The 17,479-nt window shown below is 29.6% G+C and carries 17 protein-coding genes; 6 read left to right on the top strand and 11 right to left on the bottom strand.

Annotated features, from left to right (window positions below; genetic code table 11):
- Window positions 1-2: 2 nt before the first annotated feature.
- Window positions 3-1,310: a D-arabinono-1,4-lactone oxidase gene (locus H9I45_RS13120; RefSeq protein ID WP_088353909.1), complete on the top strand. Its 1,308-nt coding sequence runs from the start codon at window positions 3-5 to the stop codon at window positions 1,308-1,310.
- Between the two features lie 6 nt (window positions 1,311-1,316).
- A complete protein-coding gene (locus H9I45_RS13115) occupies window positions 1,317-1,970 on the top strand; it encodes an HAD family hydrolase (protein WP_088353908.1) in 654 nt (217 codons plus the stop codon).
- Here the strand turns inward: H9I45_RS13115 and gldA are convergent.
- The 6 genes from gldA to H9I45_RS13085 form a co-directional block, all read right to left on the bottom strand.
- Complete coding sequence (gene gldA / locus H9I45_RS13110; protein WP_088353907.1) at window positions 1,963-2,859, bottom strand: gliding motility-associated ABC transporter ATP-binding subunit GldA; 897 nt, start codon at window positions 2,857-2,859, stop codon at window positions 1,963-1,965. The two genes, H9I45_RS13115 and gldA, sit on opposite strands and share 8 nt — an antisense overlap.
- Before the next feature lie 125 nt (window positions 2,860-2,984).
- A complete protein-coding gene (locus H9I45_RS13105; protein WP_228454914.1) occupies window positions 2,985-3,797 on the bottom strand; it encodes a hypothetical protein in 813 nt (270 codons plus the stop codon).
- Between the two features lie 26 nt (window positions 3,798-3,823).
- Window positions 3,824-6,574, bottom strand: coding sequence for a carboxypeptidase-like regulatory domain-containing protein (locus H9I45_RS13100; protein WP_088353905.1), 2,751 nt, complete (start codon window positions 6,572-6,574; stop codon window positions 3,824-3,826).
- A 48-nt stretch (window positions 6,575-6,622) separates the two neighbouring features.
- The gene (locus H9I45_RS13095; protein WP_088354044.1) at window positions 6,623-7,498 is read right to left on the bottom strand and encodes a GLPGLI family protein; all 876 of its coding nucleotides are present in this window, start codon (window positions 7,496-7,498) and stop codon (window positions 6,623-6,625) included.
- A 97-nt stretch (window positions 7,499-7,595) separates the two neighbouring features.
- Window positions 7,596-8,435, bottom strand: a complete 840-nt coding sequence (locus tag H9I45_RS13090; protein WP_088353904.1) for a GLPGLI family protein — start codon at window positions 8,433-8,435, stop codon at window positions 7,596-7,598.
- Between the two features lie 3 nt (window positions 8,436-8,438).
- Window positions 8,439-8,789, bottom strand: coding sequence for a hypothetical protein (locus H9I45_RS13085; RefSeq protein ID WP_088353903.1), 351 nt, complete (start codon window positions 8,787-8,789; stop codon window positions 8,439-8,441).
- Window positions 8,790-8,909: 120 nt separating this feature from the next.
- Here H9I45_RS13085 and H9I45_RS13080 point away from each other — a divergent pair, with 120 nt between their 5' ends.
- The 3 genes from H9I45_RS13080 (at window position 8,910) to H9I45_RS13070 (ending at window position 11,856) form a co-directional block, all read left to right on the top strand.
- On the top strand, window positions 8,910-10,508 hold the full coding sequence (locus H9I45_RS13080; RefSeq protein ID WP_088353902.1) for a sensor histidine kinase: 1,599 nt from the start codon (window positions 8,910-8,912) through the stop codon (window positions 10,506-10,508).
- On the top strand, window positions 10,501-11,178 hold the full coding sequence (locus H9I45_RS13075) for a response regulator transcription factor (protein WP_088353901.1): 678 nt from the start codon (window positions 10,501-10,503) through the stop codon (window positions 11,176-11,178). The genes H9I45_RS13080 and H9I45_RS13075 overlap by 8 nt, the downstream gene beginning before the upstream one ends.
- 63 nt (window positions 11,179-11,241) lie before the next feature.
- Window positions 11,242-11,856 carry a deoxynucleoside kinase gene (locus H9I45_RS13070; RefSeq protein WP_088353900.1) on the top strand — a complete coding sequence of 205 codons (615 nt, stop codon included), beginning with the start codon at window positions 11,242-11,244 and terminating at the stop codon, window positions 11,854-11,856.
- A 140-nt stretch (window positions 11,857-11,996) separates the two neighbouring features.
- Here the strand turns inward: H9I45_RS13070 and H9I45_RS13065 are convergent, their stop codons facing one another.
- From H9I45_RS13065 to H9I45_RS13055, 3 genes are read right to left on the bottom strand one after another with little or no spacing between them, the layout of a single operon-like run.
- Window positions 11,997-13,148 carry a cystathionine gamma-synthase gene (locus tag H9I45_RS13065; protein WP_088353899.1) on the bottom strand — a complete coding sequence of 384 codons (1,152 nt, stop codon included), beginning with the start codon at window positions 13,146-13,148 and terminating at the stop codon, window positions 11,997-11,999.
- A gap of 14 nt (window positions 13,149-13,162) precedes the next feature.
- Window positions 13,163-14,428: a cation:proton antiporter gene (locus tag H9I45_RS13060; RefSeq protein WP_088353898.1), complete on the bottom strand. Its 1,266-nt coding sequence runs from the start codon at window positions 14,426-14,428 to the stop codon at window positions 13,163-13,165.
- Window positions 14,429-14,434: 6 nt separating this feature from the next.
- Window positions 14,435-14,890 (bottom strand): DinB family protein, encoded by a 456-nt coding sequence (locus tag H9I45_RS13055; protein ID WP_088353897.1) that lies wholly within the window; start codon window positions 14,888-14,890, stop codon window positions 14,435-14,437.
- Between the two features lie 42 nt (window positions 14,891-14,932).
- Here H9I45_RS13055 and H9I45_RS13050 point away from each other — a divergent pair, with 42 nt between their 5' ends.
- Window positions 14,933-15,280 (top strand): arsenate reductase family protein, encoded by a 348-nt coding sequence (locus H9I45_RS13050; RefSeq protein ID WP_088353896.1) that lies wholly within the window; start codon window positions 14,933-14,935, stop codon window positions 15,278-15,280.
- Window positions 15,281-15,456: 176 nt separating this feature from the next.
- Here the strand turns inward: H9I45_RS13050 and H9I45_RS13045 are convergent, their stop codons facing one another.
- Together H9I45_RS13045 and H9I45_RS13040 are read right to left on the bottom strand one after the other, a co-directional pair.
- Complete coding sequence (locus tag H9I45_RS13045) at window positions 15,457-16,437, bottom strand: glycosyltransferase family 4 protein (RefSeq protein ID WP_088353895.1); 981 nt, start codon at window positions 16,435-16,437, stop codon at window positions 15,457-15,459.
- 108 nt (window positions 16,438-16,545) lie between these two features.
- Window positions 16,546-17,418, bottom strand: coding sequence for a DUF8457 domain-containing protein (locus tag H9I45_RS13040; protein WP_088353894.1), 873 nt, complete (start codon window positions 17,416-17,418; stop codon window positions 16,546-16,548).
- Between the last annotated feature and the right edge of the window lie 61 nt (window positions 17,419-17,479).

Genomic DNA, 17,479 nt, shown 5'->3' with positions numbered 1-17,479 from the left:
TAATGAAACAAGAAAAAAATGGTGTTTGGACAAGTTGGAACGAAAATCTAACCTACAAATACAAATCTCTTTATAAAGTTACTACAGAGCAAGAATTGCAAGAAATTATTGCAAAAAGCGATAAAGTCCGGTTTTTTGGAAGCAAGCAATCGTCTGCAGATATTGCTGCTGGTTTAGAAAACTTAATTGATATTACTACCTACAATAAAATTTTATCTTATAATGATGCTGAACACACAATTACAGTGCAATCTGGATTGATTTTAGGTGATTTAATAGATGCTGTAGAGGCAAAAGGTTGGTGTATTCCTTGTTTGCCAGATATTAATACAATTACAATTGGTGGAGCTTTAGCCACAGGAACTCATGGCACAAGTGGAAAATTATTGTGCGAATACATGACTTCTTGCACATTGGTTTTAGCTGATGGTTCTTTGAAGAAAATTGAAGATGGAGACGAATTAATAAACGCTGTTCGTGTTTCTTTGGGTGCTTTAGGTGTTATGTCTACCATCACTTTTAAATGTGAACCTATTTATACGTTACACGTAAAAGAAGGGCCAGAAAATGATACTGAATGGTTGCCAAAAATTAAAGAAAGATTAAAAAAACACGATTTTTTAAGAATTCTATGGTTGCCTCATACAGATAAAGGGTATGTAATTACAGGGGATAAAATTGATTCAGAAACAGAAATTAAAGAAGATTTAGGTCCTGATTATTTAAAACACCGAAGAAAAGCTTCAAAAATTTTATATAAATACACACATATTTTTCCTTGGATTACTTCCATTGCAAACAAACTTTTGTACAAAGGTTTTTTCAGTTCTAAAAAAGAATACAAAGGTTCTTTATACCAAGCAACTGTTACAAAATCGAGAGGTTCTACTTTAGAATTGGCAGAATGGACTATCGGATTAGATAAATTTACGGAAGTTTTTGAAGAGCTAAAAACCGAAATTAATAAGTGGAGCAATAAATCATTTATTCATATTCCTATGGATATTCGTTTTGTGTACAAAGATAAATCTTGGTTAAGTTACGCTTACAAGAAAGACATTGTTACAATTGGTTGCGTTTCCAGAAATGCTGCAACTGCAGATACGTATGAAGCTTTTAAAACCATTGAAATCATTTTCTTAAAACATGGTGGAAAACCACATTGGGGAAAACGATTTACAGCAAAAGATACAGCATTTTCTAAAATTTACGACAAATGGGAAGATTTTAAAGTTTTAAGACAAGAAATGGATCCAACCAATAAATTTTTAAATCCGTATTTGACTGAATTGTTTAACGAAAAAAAATAATTTTTTATGTTACCAAAAGGTGTTTTGTTTGATTTTGATGGAGTTGTTGTAGATAGTAAGGAAAGTCATAATGCTGCTTGGGAATCTGCATTTAGAGAGTTGTTTAATGAACAAATTGCACCTTTTCCTCCAAGTTATGCAGGAAAATCGCCAATGATTATTGCTAATTATTTTTGTAGTGTTATTGGTAAAGAAGCTCAAACTGAAGATTTATTTTTTTTAAAAGACAAACATTTAGATATTTATTTTAAAACTCCGAAATTGTTACCTGGTGTTCATGAATGCACAGATTTCTTAACTAAAAAAAACATCAATTACGGAATTGCAAGTAACGCCACCAAACAATTTTTAAAGAATAGTGTAGAGAAATTAAATTTGAATTTTTCTATTGTTTTTGGAGTTCAGGATTACGAAAAACCAAAACCTGCTCCTGAAGCATATATTACTTTAGCAAATGCTTTAGGGTTTAATGAAAATGATTTTAAACACATTTGGGTTTTTGAGGATAGTTTAGCAGGAACAACTGCAGCTAAATTAGCAGGAATGATTCCTGTTGGAATTTTAACGCAGTTTTCTGAAGAAGAATTGAAAGAAGCTGGAAGTAAAATGGTTTTTCCTACTTTGTTAGAAGCTTACAAATATTTGAATGCTCTTAATTAGAGGTTACCTCTCTAAAAAGAGTTTCTAAATTTTTATTGTAACCATTTAATCCAAGGATTTTTAATCCGTTTTCTTGAGCGAAATCAAAAATTTTCGGACGCATATCTTCTTTGCTTTTAAAAGTAATATACCAAGTATTATCGTAATTGTTTTTGTAAGAAACAATGTTAGGTAATTTTTGGATAAACTGTTCCTCTATCTTATAATCAAACGTAACTTCTATATTTTGGAGATTGTCTTTTTTAAGTTCTTGTAGTGGTTTATCAACTAAAAGTTTTCCGTTTTTTATAATAATTACTCGATCGCAAACTGCTTCTACTTCTTGCATAATATGTGTAGAAAACAATACAGTTTTATCTTTCCCTAATTCTTTAATTAGTTCTCTAATCTCTACTAATTGATTTGGATCTAAACCAGTTGTGGGTTCGTCTAAAATTAAAACATTTGGGTTGTGTAAAATAGCAGCTGCTAAACCTACTCTTTGCTGATATCCTTTAGAAAGCTGATTAATTTTCTTGTGAGCCTCTGTAGTTAAACCTACTTTTTCTATACAAATTTCTATTTCGCTTTTATCAACTTTAAAAATACTTGCTTGAAATTGCAAATATTCACGCACATACATATCTGCATATAAAGGATTATGTTCTGGTAAATACCCAATAGTTTTTTGTGCTTCTAGTGGGTTTTGTAAAACATCTATTTCATCCACAAAAACCTCTCCTTCATTAGGTTTTATAAAACCGGTTAAAATTTTCATCATGGTTGATTTCCCTGCCCCATTTGGCCCTAAAAAACCGATTATTTGTCCTTTTTCAGCAGAAAAAGAAATAGAATTTAACGCTTTTTGAGTTTTATAAATTTTGGAAACTGAAGAAACTTTTATAGACATTTTAAGGTTTTATAAGTTTTGAGGTTTCGACTTTAGTTCATCTTGAGTAAAGTCTAAAGGCTCAACCTGACATTCAATTTAATAAATTAGATGTATTCTAATAACGAATTTATCTTATTTTTAGTTTAATCAATTGTATTTGTTCTAATTTTTCGAATATTTTTCATTCGAGACCAAGTTATTTTATGTCTTTGCTTATAAAACCACAAAGTTCCTAAATCCAATAAAAAGTAAAAAAGACTTATTCCACTTGGAGGATTATGACTTGGCAAAAAAGGAATAACATTCCAAGCCGTAGATGGCCACCACCAACATTGGTAAGTTGTTCCAATAATTTCTAAATAAGCAACTGTAATATACATTGCTAAATAAAACAGACGCTCTCTTGGCTTGTTTCTTAAAATTAAAAGCGTTGCAATGGTCATTACAAAACCAAAAACATCATTTTTAAAAATTAGAAAAACAGATGCATAAATAAGGATAAAAATTGTAAGAAATTTTTCTATTTTAATTTTATTTTTAAGAATTGAAGACGCTTTCGAAAAGTACAAAACTGCGACATAAACAATAGCATGTCCTAAAGGTACATAATGTGGAACATTCTCCAATCTATAGGTGTACATTCCTAATAAAATAGAGAAAAGATATTCGCCAATAATTGCAATAATTACAGCTGAAACCATTTGCTCTTTCACTCTTCTATTTACCTGCCAAAAGACAATTGCAAAACCAATAAGCATGCTAATATTCGCATATAACTGAGCGTTTTCCGTTTGCAAAACCATATAAGAGCTATCTAAAAAAAGGCCAAATCCTATAAATAAAAATAAGGCGCCTAAACTTTTAGCAGTGGCAAAATAAGGAGATTTTGAAGCGAGTAAACTCATACAGCAAAAATAGAGAAAGTAAATAAAAAATGGCTCAATAAATTGAGCCATTTTTAATATGTATTTCGTTTTAAATTTTACAATTGGTATCTTACTCTAAGACTTACAAACCTTGGCAAGATAAACCTTTCGTTAACAGTAAACGAAAACAAACCTTGTGATACAGAGGTTTCTGAACCTGTACCTAATAAGTTATTACCTACCAATTCGTACTCCCACTTTGCGTCTTTATCTTTTCTGTAAGCTAATTTTGCATTCCAAATATTAAATGAGCTTTGTTTGCTTCCACGTTGTCTAACTTCGTTAAATGTGAAATCTGAAGTTAATGTTACTGAATTCCAAATGTAAGCATCGAAATCAATCGAAGGTGCATGGGTTACAGATTTTATAACTTCTGTTCTTGCACTGTTATCTTGGTCTGAAAAATTAACTCTATAACGTAAAGTTACGTTTGGAGCCTCTCTAAAATTAGTACCTATTCTTGTATTTAATCCTCTATTTAAACTCTCATTCGTATTTTCCGAATCGTTAATAAATTGATATGTTTTACTAAATGAATAATTAGCACCAATAGATGTTTGAATTTTACCAAATCTTTTTCCTGCGTTTACAAAAGAAGAAAAGCTTTCGTTATCGAAAGGTGAGTTTAGATTTGTAGAACTTGATACAACAGAACCTGGTTCGAAAATTGTGTTTCTGTTTACTTGATCTGCGGTTTTATTATAATTAATTCTAGCAAAAACATTTGTATTATTAAATAGATTAAAACTTCTATAAAATAAAGATGCGTTATGTGTACTCGCATTAATTAAATTTGCGTTACCAGCAAAATAAGAGTTGTAACTATTTGCTACAATACCTCTGGCAATTTGATTTACATCTGTAAAATTAACTTGTTTTTTATATGAAAAAGTTAAACTTTCACTTTTTTTAAATTGAGCTAAAGCTTCAAATTCTGGTAAAACCTCAACAAATGTATCTTGAAAATATTCTGTACCATATTGTGTATTATTAGAATTATAAGAATGCACAGTAAAACCTGGAGTAAATGTAAAAATACCGGCTTTTAAACGATAACGAACTCCAGCATATAAATCTGTAAAATTATATTCTGTGTCGTTTGTAGTTTGCGGATCCGTAATTCCATCTATTGTAGGGTTTGGTGTAAACTCAGTTCCATTATCTAAAATCTGGAAAAAACGAGAGTCAAAATTTTGTTTGCTTAAAATAGTTCCTGCCACAAAATTTAAATTACTCTTTGAATTTAAAATATGGTAGTAGTCTAATTTCGCATCTAATTGGTTCGATTTTACTTTTCTATCTTGTTCTAAGTTATAGAAAGAATTAGACCTATCTAGACCTAATGTTTCTGCTGCGTCATCAAAACCATCGTTATTTACATCGTCGTTATTATTTGGATCATTTTCTAAAGAAGCAATGTAAAAAGGATCTTCGTCTTGTAATAAATGTTTTACCTCTATTGCAAAAATATTATTTTCGTTTGCAGTATAGAAATAACTAAAATCTTGGTTTATAGTGTAAGGTGTTGCTCTTTCTCTTTCTGTAATATCACTTAAAACACGAGAATCTACACTTTCTGTTTTAAATTCATTAGAAAAACGACCAGACACATTATAATTTAATTGGTTATTTATGTTTTTCTTATAAATTGAACTAAAACGAAACAACCCTGTGTTACTTGTTTGATTGGTAGTATTATCTACGAAATCGTCTGGAGTTGCAGGGTCTATATAATCGATATCTCTAATATTTCTTTGCCCATTACTGTTGCTAGACCAAATTAAAAAACCAGTTAAATCTAATTTTTTATTTGGTGAATAACTAAAATTTAAAGCAGATAATTTTGTTTCTATTTTATTCGCATTTCTTGCTCCAGCTGTTAAAAAACCAATTCCTGCATTTGCAATACTAATGTTTGTTCCATTAGATGGACTTTGGCTTCTAAAGTTAGAACCAAAACTTCTTAAATCTCCTCTATCTAAAACAACATCTCCTAAATTATTTACGTCTCCAATTACATTTATCGTATATTTTGGGGAATAATAAAATAATTTTGGCTGAAATAAATACAAGGTTTCGTCTGGTGCACTACCAGCTCCAGCAGTAACATCTCCAAACCAGAAGTTCTTTTTACCTTCTTTTAATTTTATATTAATGGCAACCCTATCTTGGTTATTTTGTACACCACTTAACTGACCTACATCTCCATAGTTTCTTAAAACTTCTATTTTATCAACGGCATTCGATGGAATGTTTTTTGATGCCAATTTTGTATCTCCACTAAAAAACTCCTTCCCATCTACTGTAATTTTCTCAACAACTTTACCTTCTACTTCGATTTGTCCAGCATCGTTAATTTCTACACCAGGTAATTTTTCTAAAACATCTTCTAACTTTCTTTCAGAACCATTTTTAAAAGAATCTGCATTGTAAACAATCGTATCTCCTTTGATGGTTACTGGCATTTTAGAAACTATGGTAATCTCATCCAAAGAATTATCTTCTAACATTGTAATATTTTTTACAATATTTTCTGTTGTAGTTGTTACAACAAATTCCGATGTTTTCATTCCAATATAACTAATTTTAATATCGAAAGTACTGTTCTTATCTAAATCTAATTTGTAGTTTCCTTTGATATCTGTAAAACCATAAGAAGTCATTTTTTTAGTTGTTTTATTAATGGCTAAAACGTTTGCCATTTCTAAAGGAACTCCAATACTGTCTTTAACAACTCCAGTAAGTTTTACTTGAGCACTTGTTATAAATGAAACCATAAATATGGTTAATAGTAGTATTTTTTTCATTGTGTAAAATTGTGTGTATCTATTTGTGTTTGATGATTTGAAAAATCTTTAGTTTCTACCTCTTCCTCTTCCACCTCTACCTCTAAACTGCTCTCTCATCTCTTCCATTTTTTTAGTGATAATTTTGTTGTACTCTTCTCTCGTTACTTCATCACCTTTTGTTGGAGCTTCTAAATCTATTTTATCTTCTGGATTTATTACTATTTCTGTACATAAAATTGTTGTTCTTCCTGAGTTTAATTCTAAAATTAAACCTGGTAACCCCCAATATTCTGCAGGTCCATTACTTACTGGAATTTGTGGAGTATACCATGCTGTAACTGTAATTTGCTTTGGCACTTCTAATTCATCAGAAACTTTTACAGTATTCGCTGTGTCTTTTGTTGCTGCATCTTTCTTTTTATCATCGTCATTTCTTCCTCTTCTTCTCATGTTCGTCCAATCTGTTGGATCTACATCTTTTGTAAGTGTAGCTTTATAACAAACATATTCTCCAATTTTTTTTGTCTCGCTTCCTAATTCCCATTCTGGTCTTTTCATTTCGTCAGAAATTAAGAATTTTTTACCAAAAAACTCAATAGATTCTAAAGCCACTAAGTCTTTCGTGTTCTTGTATTTTTCTCCTCCACCAGACATTCCTCCCCAGCCTCTACCTCCACCAGCAGTTGGTGCAGCTAATTTCTCATCTTCTTTATAAGTTGAAGAAGATTTATCGAATGTAAGAATGTATGTTTTTTCAAGAAAAGATTTCATTCTTGTTGCTATTTGCTTCTTTTGAGCTTCCGACATTTTGTTAAAACGATCTCCAAAACTACTCATATCCATTGTTGTTTTAGACATGTAAGTTGCTTTTCCTTGGAAATTTTTCTGAGCAAAAGTTGTTACTGTAACTAATGCAATTAATACTGTAAATAGTGATTTCATAATTTTTTTATCTAATTTTTTGCCCAAAATTAAAGTTAATGGACAACCTTAAGACTTAAAAAAAACTTAAAAGTTTAATTTGTTTTAAAATAAAAATTTATCCACCAAATTTAACGTTAACACCATTCCCTAAATCCAAGCCATTTCTCCCCCTCATCTTCTCCATCATTTCATCTGTTTTTTCTTTTCTAATTATATTAAATTTCTTTTGAGAAATTACTTTTCCTTTTTCTGGTTCTTGAATTGTAATTTTTTCTTCTGGATTTAATATAATTTCTGTACAAACAATTATTTTTTTTCCATCGTTTATCTCCAAAATTAAACCAGGTAAACCTTGGTAGTTAGCAGGTCCATTACTTAATGGTATTTGTGGTGTATACCAAGCTGTAGTTGTTATTATTTCTTTTTTAATATCTTCTACAGATTCGCCATCTTTAATAGTAATATTCTTGCTTTCTACTTCTTTAGAAAAAGTTGCTTTATAGCAAGTATAAGTTCCAATGTTTTTCGTTTCCGAAGACAATTCCCATTCATGTTTTGGTAATTTGTCTTTTATTAAAAAACGTTTTCCTTGAATTTCTGTCTGGTTTAAATAACTACTCTTTTTTAAATTTTTATAATAAACATCTGATGCACCAGAACCTCCAAAAGAAAAAACCCTAAGACTTGCACCTCCTACCTGTGGTTTTGGGGCATCTAATTTTACATCTTCTTTATAAGTAGAAACATTTTTATCGAAATTTAAAATGTATGTTTTTTGGTTCATTTTTTCCATGCGTTTTCTTAGATCTTCTTGCAACTTTTCATCTACACCTTTGTCATCTTTTATTTTAAAATTACTTTTTACACTTGTTTTATAAATAGCCTTTCCTTGAAAATTTTGTGCATTTAAACCAAATGCAACCACCATTGTTAGTATTGTTAAAATTGATTTCATAATTTATTTGTTTTTGTATTTATTTGATATTTTTATTAGTGATTTTACTCCTTTTTTAGCCTTAAAAAAAAGAGAATCTAAATTTCTACTTTCTCCAGAAATTTTAATGGAACTTTTTACTTTGTATTTCGATTCTTTTAGATTGATTCCAAAATTCAATTCTATAATTTCTTCTGGTTTGTTGTTTTCAAACGCTTCTTTTATATTTTTCCAATCGATAGTTTTCAACTCCTCAATAGTATCCACAGTATAAGAAACTGAAGTTACTTTAATTTCAGAAGTAATGCTTTTATCTTTTTGAGCAAAAGAAATTAAAGAACAAAATAGAAATAGTAATACTGAAAAGTTTTTCATGATATATAGTTTTTATTTGAACACTACAAAGATGCATCTGAAAAAGAGATTATAGAGTTAACGAACGTTAACGAGTGTTAACGCCTTAATTTTATTAAAAAAAGAAACTACCTTTGAAATATGAATACACAAAAATACAGATGGATTCTCTATTTAATTGTAATTACAATAATTACCACAATTGCTGTGCAAGGTTATTGGAATTATAAGAACTATGAAGAAAATAAGCGGTTAGTAACCAATGAAATTCAGTTGAGTTTAGACAATGCTATAGAAGAATATTATTCTTCTTTGGCAAAAAACGATTTTCTAACGATTATAAAATCTAACAAGTTTGAAGATAATTCAGATAAAAGTAAAACTTTAGGAGAGGTTTTAAAAAAAATAAAAAAAACAGCATCTAAAAATGAAAAACCAAGAGTAACCATTAATAATTTAAAGATAACATCAGACGAGAATCTATCCAAAGAAAAAAGAGATTCGATGATGAATTCTATGAAAAAATTTATGACTGAATTCAATTCGAAATCAGATTCACTTCATCAAATAAAAACAGACTCTGTTAAATTTATAACCCAATTTACGGATGATAAAAATGGAATTACTTTGCATAAAGATGGATCTACAACTGACGTGAAGTATTTTAGAGGAAAAAAAGCTGCAGATAGTTTAAAAATCTTAACTAGTTTAGAACCTATTTTTATTTCCTTTTTAGACCAATCTGTAGAATATAGTAAAATTGATTCTCTTATAGAAAATCAATTAAAACAAAAACAAATTGATATAAAAACGAGTTTTCATCATCTTAAAAAAGACACTTTATTTCATCAAACAAAAGATTCTCTTTTAACTTCAGAAAAGTTTTATGTAAGTTCTAAATCTACCTATGTTAGAAAAGGAGAAAGCTTTCAATTATTTTACAACAACCCAAATTATGAGGCTTTAAAAAGAAGTTTCTTTGGTATTTTTCTATCATTACTTTTGTCTTTAGCAGTTATTGCTTCTTTGTTTTATTTGCTGAAAATTATCAATCAACAAAAGGAACTAGCGAGTATAAAAAACGATTTAATTAGCAATATTACACACGAATTTAAAACGCCAATTGCTACAGTTTCTACAGCTATTGAAGCCATTGAAAATTTTAATGTTTTAGAAGATAAAGAAAAAACAAAAAAATATCTAGCCATGTCTACTGTTCAGTTAAAAAAACTGCATCAAATGGTGGAGAAATTGTTAGAAACAGCCACTTTAGATAGCGAACAATTATTATTGAAAAAAGAAACTATAGATATTACTGAGATTATAGAAAAATTGGTGATTAAACATCAACTTCTATCAACATCAAAAACCATTTCTTTTTCAACTAATTTGCAACCAGTTTATGCAAACGTAGATGTTTTTCATTTCGAAAATGCAGTTTCTAACTTAATAGACAATGCTGTAAAATATGGTGGAGATGAAATTGAAGTAACCATCAATTCAATACTAAATACCACAGAAATTTCAATTGCAGACAATGGAAATGGAATTGAGAAAAACCAGCAAGAGAAAATTTTCGATAAATTTTATAGAGTACCAAAAGGAAATACGCATAATGTAAAAGGTTTTGGAATCGGGTTGTATTATTGCAAAAAAATCATCGAAAAACACGAAGGAAATTTGCATTTAAATACCACAAAAAACAACACCATTTTTAAAATAAACTTGCCTAATGAATAAGATAAAAGTACTCTTAGCAGAAGACGAAGCCAGTTTAGGAATGATTGTTACAGAAAGCTTAGAATCGAGAGATTTTACGGTTTTTCATGCAGTTGATGGCGAAGAAGCATTGCAAATTTATCAGCAAGAAAAACCAGATATTTTGGTTTTAGATGTTATGATGCCAAAAAAAGATGGCTTCACTTTAGCAAAAGAAATTCGAGAAGAAAATAAACAAATTCCTATAATATTTTTAACGGCAAAATCGCAAACAAGCGATGTTTTAGAGGGTTTTAATCATGGAGGAAACGATTATTTAAAAAAGCCATTTTCCATGGAAGAATTAATTGTTCGCATAAAAGCATTACTAAATCGTGTGGAATTAAAACAAAATGTAGAAAGTTTAAAAATTGGAAACTACACTTTTAATCACACAAAACAGATTTTAACCTTCAACCAGGAAGAAGTAAATCTTACACACAGAGAAGCGCAACTATTGTTTTATTTAATAGAAAAGAAAAACGAAATTTTAGACCGAACTTTTATCTTGAATAAATTATGGGGAAATGACGATTTCTTTAACGCAAGAAGTATGGACGTTTTTATCTCTAAACTTCGTAAGAAATTAAAAAAAGATGAAAACGTGCAAATTATTAATGTACGTGGTTTCGGATATAAATTGCTCTGTTAATTCTGTTAAAATTGCAAAAAATGCGTACTTTAGCATCCCTTTTTAATCTTATATACTTTAAATATGCACGTTGCAATTGCAGGAAATATTGGCGCTGGTAAAACTACGCTAACCAAACTTTTAGCCAAACATTACAAATGGAAACCTCATTACGAATCTGTAGATGAAAACCCATATTTAGACGATTTTTATGGAGAAATGGAACGTTGGTCTTTTAACTTGCAAGTATATTTTTTAAACAGTCGTTTTCGTCAAATTTTAGAGTTAAGAGAATCTGGGAATAACATTATCCAAGATAGAACAATTTACGAAGATGCCCATATTTTCGCACCCAATTTACATGCAATGGGGCTAATGACCAATAGAGATTACAGCAATTACAGCTCTCTATTCGAATTGATGGAAAACTTAGTTTCTCCACCAGATTTACTCATTTATTTACGTGCGGATATTTCTACTTTGGTAGGGCAAATTCACAAACGAGGTAGAGAATACGAAAACTCTATTTCTATCGATTATTTAAGCCGATTAAACGAACGTTACGAAGCTTGGATTTCTACTTACAAAAAAGGAAAATTATTAGTAATAGATGTCGATAATTTAGATTTTGTAGACAATCAAGAAGATTTAGGCTATATTATAGACAGAATCGATTCTCAAATTAACGGATTGTTTTAGTAAAATAAAATCCATAAATTTTTATTTTTTTTGGGCGTTCGAGCGGGCTTTCCATTGTATCTTTTTGCAAAAAAGCAAAAAGGATGTCATTTCAATCCCTAACGCACTTACTCAATCCCTTAAAAAAACTAAATCAATTATTATTTTAACTTTAAAGCCTTCTCTAAATCTGCTAACAAATCCTCTATATCTTCAATTCCAACACTTAAACGCATTAAAGAATCTGTTATTCCCATTTTTAAACGCGCTTCTTTTGTAACTGATGCATGAGACATTGTTGCTGAATGATTTACCATACTTTCCACACCTCCTAAAGATTCTGCCAAGGTAAAAAGTTTTATATTTTCTAAAAATTTAAAAGTGGCATCTTTGCTTTCATCCTTTAGAGTAAATGAAACAACACCACCAAAATTCTTCATTTGTTTTTTAGCAATCTCATGATTTGGATGGTCATTTAAACCCGGAAAATAAACAGCACCAACTTTCGGATGATTTTTTAAAAACTGAGCAACTTCAATAGCATTTTCACAATGACGCTGCATTCTAATATGCAAAGTTTTTATGCCTCTTAATGCTAAAAAAGAATCCATTGGCCCTGCAATTGCACCTGCTGCAAATTGTATAAAATGAATTTCTTCTGCTAATTTTGCATCTTTTACAACTAAAGCTCCCATTATTAAATCGGAATGCCCTCCTAAATATTTTGTTGCAGAATGCATTACAATATCTGCTCCTAAATTTAAAGGTTGTTGTAAATATGGCGTTGCAAATGTATTATCTACTCCAATTAAAATATCTGTATTCACATTTTTTACTGCAACACAAATTGCTTCAATATCTACTATTTTTAATGTGGGGTTTGTTGGTGTTTCTAACCAAACTAATTTTGTATTTTCAGAAATTGCATTTAAAATATCCTTATCAGAATCCATATTTACGTATGTAAATTCCAATCCGTATTTTTCGAATAATTTTGTAAATAACCTGTAAGTTCCTCCATACAAATCGTTTCCTGCTATAATTTCGTCACCGGGTTTTAATGTTCTTAAAACACAATCTATTGCAGCTAAACCAGAGGAAAAAGCAAAACCATGTGTTCCGTTTTCTAAAGAAGCCAAACTTTTTTCCAACGCAGTTCTTGTAGGGTTTGAACCTCTGGAATAACTATATTCTTGATTTTCTCCAGCACTAAATTGTGAAAACGTAGAAGTTTGAAATATAGGTGGCACAACAGCCCCAGTTTTTTCTTCTGGTTTTTGACCTCCGTGAATTGTTTTGGTATTAAACTTCATTCTATAGAAATTATTTAATGTGAAGTTACTTCTATTATCTCTGTTTCTTTTGCGTACTTCTTTATTAATTTACCTACTGTTAATCCTTGTATTAAAATTGAAAACACAACAACAATATAAGTAATTACTAAAAACAAATCTCGTTCCATATCACTTGTAAGACTTAACGCTAATGCAATTGAAATTCCACCACGTAAACCTCCCCAAGTCATAATTAAATTCGTTTTTGGAACAAAATCTAATTTCTTTGCGTAGATTTTTATCGGCAATAACAAAGAAATATATCTTGCTAAAAGCAACACAGGAATTATAATAAAACCTGCTAAAATGTAGGTTGCATCAAAAGTTAAAACTAAAATTTCCATTCCAATCATTACAAAAAGAATGGTGTTTAAAAGTACGTCTAACAACTCCCAAAACTTATCTACATATTGTTCTGTAATAACGCTCATAGAAGATTTCCTTACAGTATCTGTACCTACAATTAAACCAGCTGTTACCATTGCTAAAGGTGCAGAAACATGTAATTTTTGTGCAATTAAAGTTCCACCCATAACTGCAGCTAATGTTATAATTACTTCAGTATCATATTCGTCTATACTTTTTAATAATCTATAAGTTATCCAACCAATTAACAACCCTAAAATAATTCCTCCTGCAACTTCAACAAAAAATAATTCTGCTATATGACCTGCAGAAATTTCTGTTCCTCCTTTTGCAATTTGATAGATTGTTAAAAAAATAACAACTCCAACTCCATCATTAAAAAGCGATTCTCCAACAATTTTGGTTTCCAAATTTTTGGGAGCGCCTACTTTTTTCATAATTCCTAAAACGGCTATTGGATCTGTTGGCGAAATTAATGCCCCAAATAATAGGCAATAGATAAAGTCGACATCTAAATGAATCATTTTTAATACATAAAAAACGAAAAATCCTGCTAAAAAAGTAGAAATTAAAGTTCCAAGAGTCGCGAAAATTAAAACTGGTTTTCTTTGAATTTTTAATTGCTGAAAATTAGTATGTAAAGCACCTGCAAACAATAGAAAACTCAACATTACATCTAATAAAACTGTTTTAAAATCGATACTTGTAATCAATTCTCTTTCTTTGATTAATAAAGTATCATCAAAATAGCTTAACACAAAAACAGCCAGTGTAAAAACAATGGTTATCAGCATTAAACCAATTGTGGTTGGTAGCTTTAAAAATTTGGTATTTATATAACCGAAAACTGCAGAAAGCACTATTAAAACAGTGGCAATTAGAAAATAATCCATAGAAAATTATATAAACTTTTTAATTGAAAAAATAATTCCAACATGTAAACCTTCATGAAAATTATTAAAAGGAATAGCCATGTCCATAGAATCTAAATCTACACCTGTACTTGTAGGATATTCTCGATATTCCTTAAAAATTCCAGCTTCATAATCTTCTTCTAACGTATCTGGTAAACCTGCAAAAAGGTCTAAAACCTCATCAAATTCTTCTTGTGTAAAATCTTTTGTTGGAAAAGTTCCTTTTCTATGTGTTTCAATTAATTCATCTGGACATAAACAGTTTAAGCCAGATAATTTGTAATGTAATAATTGTTGTGTAACTACTAAATGTGCAATATTCCAAGCAATGTTATTTTTAAAACCTTCAGGTATTTTATTTAATTGCTCTAACGTTAAGCCTTCAATTGTTTTTAAAGTTAAAGCTCTCGATTTTCTTAAAATATGGAATTGTTTCTTCATTTTTATTGTTAATTTTGGACTGTAAATATAATGATATAAATAATGAAGAAAGTCTATTTTTTGCAAACTTGTGATACCTGTAGAAGAATTCTAAAAGAAGTAAATACAGATGGTTTTGAACGTCAAGAAATAAAAGCAAACCCAGTAAACGTTGCTCAATTGGAAGAAATGTACAAACTTTCTGGAAGTTATGAAGACTTGTTTAACAAACGTGCAAAATTGTACAAATCTATGGATTTGAAAAACCAAACTTTATCGGAAGCAGATTACAGACAGTTTATTTTAGATGAATACACATTCTTAAAAAGACCTGTTTTTATTGTTGATAATGAAATTTTTATTGGAAATAGTAAGAAAGTTGTGGCAGAATTGAAGAATAAAATTGGGTAGAATTTTCCACTAATTCACAAATAAAAACTCTTTTTGTCATTCCTGCGAAGGCAGGAATCCATACAAATTGTCCAAAAAAGTAATTAGGGTTTAATATTTCATTAATTTTTATTTTTTTTAAAGCTCATTTATTTGAGGTAGTTTAAATTCCTGCCTTCGCAGGAATGGCATTCTATTTAACTTTTATAAACCTCCATTAAATTTTCTGCCTCTTTTTTAGCACTCCAATTTTTAAGAATCGTTTCTCTTGCTTCGTTTCCTAAAAGTGGTAATTCTGCTCTTATTTTTTGTTGCAAAATAGTTTCTAATTCAGCTATATTTCCAGCTTCAAATAAATAACCATCTTTTTTATCTTGAATTAATTGGGAATGCACACCTACATTTTTAGTAGCAATTACAGAACATCCACAAGACATGGCTTCTGCTGTAACTAAAGAAAATCCTTCAGAAAAACTGGGTACAACCACAATTTTTGATGCCTGATAATAAGAAACAATATCCGAAGTTTCATCAATAAAATAAACTTGATTTTCTACGGAATGTTTTTTTGCAATTGCTTTTAATTCTGATAAAAAATCTGGTTTATCAACTTTACCAACAATTACCAATGCCCAATTTTTGTGTTCTTTTAAAATTTTGGAAGCTTCTAATAAAACAACTTGTCCTTTTGCTTTTCTAACTCTTCCTGCGCACAAAATGATATTTTCTTGTTGAATATTATCTAACGAAACGTTTTCCTTCGGAATAAATTCAGAAACATTTACTCCATGACCAACAATAGTGTTTTTAATACCTAAATTATCGCTCATCGATTTTATAAGCGTAACAACTTTGTCTGCACTTTTTAATAATTTTAGAGTAAGATTAGATGGTTTAGATTCTGCATGACGTGTAGCAATCAACTTAAATTTTGCACCCAAAGCCCTGAAAATAAGCATTCGAATAATTTCGTTATTTCTATGACAATGCACCACAACTTCTCTCTTTGAAAACAATATTTTCTTTAATTCCGTAAAAGAAATATTTTTGCCTTTTGCAGTATTTCCATAAATATAAGCCTCATATTCATCAGAAAAAAAAGGAAAAACATTTTCGATACTTCTGGTAACTCCAGTTCTGCGTTTGTGAAAATGTGTATGAATTAAAACAGGTTTCAAGTTTCTGTGTAATTGTTTAGATGTATAATTGTATAAAAGATTTCTCTATAAAGTCGAAATGATAAGCTTGTTCAACTTTGAATTTTAAACTCAAAATTTTCAATCTTTTTAAGCGAATTTACGTTCTATTATTTCCATAAAACGCGCTTCTAATTCTTCGTGTTTTGTCCAATTATAATCTGGTTTCACCATTTTATTGATAAACTTTTTGGCTTCTTTTTCTGTCTTGGTTGTGTTTAATTGAGAAACAACTCTATTAAAATCTTCTTGACTTCCTTCAAACAAATTCTTTACAAAAGTAATTCTGTCATTTAAACCAATTTGAATATTGCCAGATAATCTATCATTTAAAGATTTTGGTTTTGCTGGCTCAAATAAATTTGCCATAACATCTACAGGAATTGTATCCTGTAATTCTTCTTCTAATGTTAAAGAATTACGTTCGCCAACATCTTTTGGATCGTCTTTAAAACTGGTTGGAGAAGCGCTATTTTCTTCATGAATCTTTTTAACTTCCTCTAAAGTAAAAGGAGCTTCTTCTTTTGTGAAATCAACCTTTTCATCTATTTTATTTTCACTTTCTACTTCTAAATACTCGCTTGTTTCTTCATTTTCGATAGGTTCCGATGCTAAAATTTCTTCTAATTCATCAAAAGGTTGCTCTAAAATTTCTGTTTTATCTACTTCTAAATATTCGTCTTCTAAATTATGTATAACAGTTTCTTCTGAATTTTCTTCAACAATTTCTTCTAAAGCAATATCTTTCTTTTCGAATGCTTTTTCAACTTTATCCAACAACTCTTCTTTGGATTCTTTTATATTCACTGTAGAGTTTACATATTCTTCAACAAATGCTAAAACAGATAGTTTTTCGTAAATCTCTTTCGATTTTTGTTTCAATAAAAACACATTGTCTTTATTTTTCATCTGTAAGATGCTGTGTGCTAAACTTATTAAATCGGCTTCTAATTTTTTGTGCATAAGTTGTAAGTTGAATTTAATTTTTACTCGTAAATATTCATAAATTTGTTGAAACTCAAAG

The organism is Polaribacter haliotis, from assembly GCF_014784055.1.
Taxonomy (GTDB): Bacteria; Bacteroidota; Bacteroidia; order Flavobacteriales; family Flavobacteriaceae; genus Polaribacter; species Polaribacter haliotis.
This window is presented reverse-complemented; position numbering and strand designations above follow the sequence as displayed.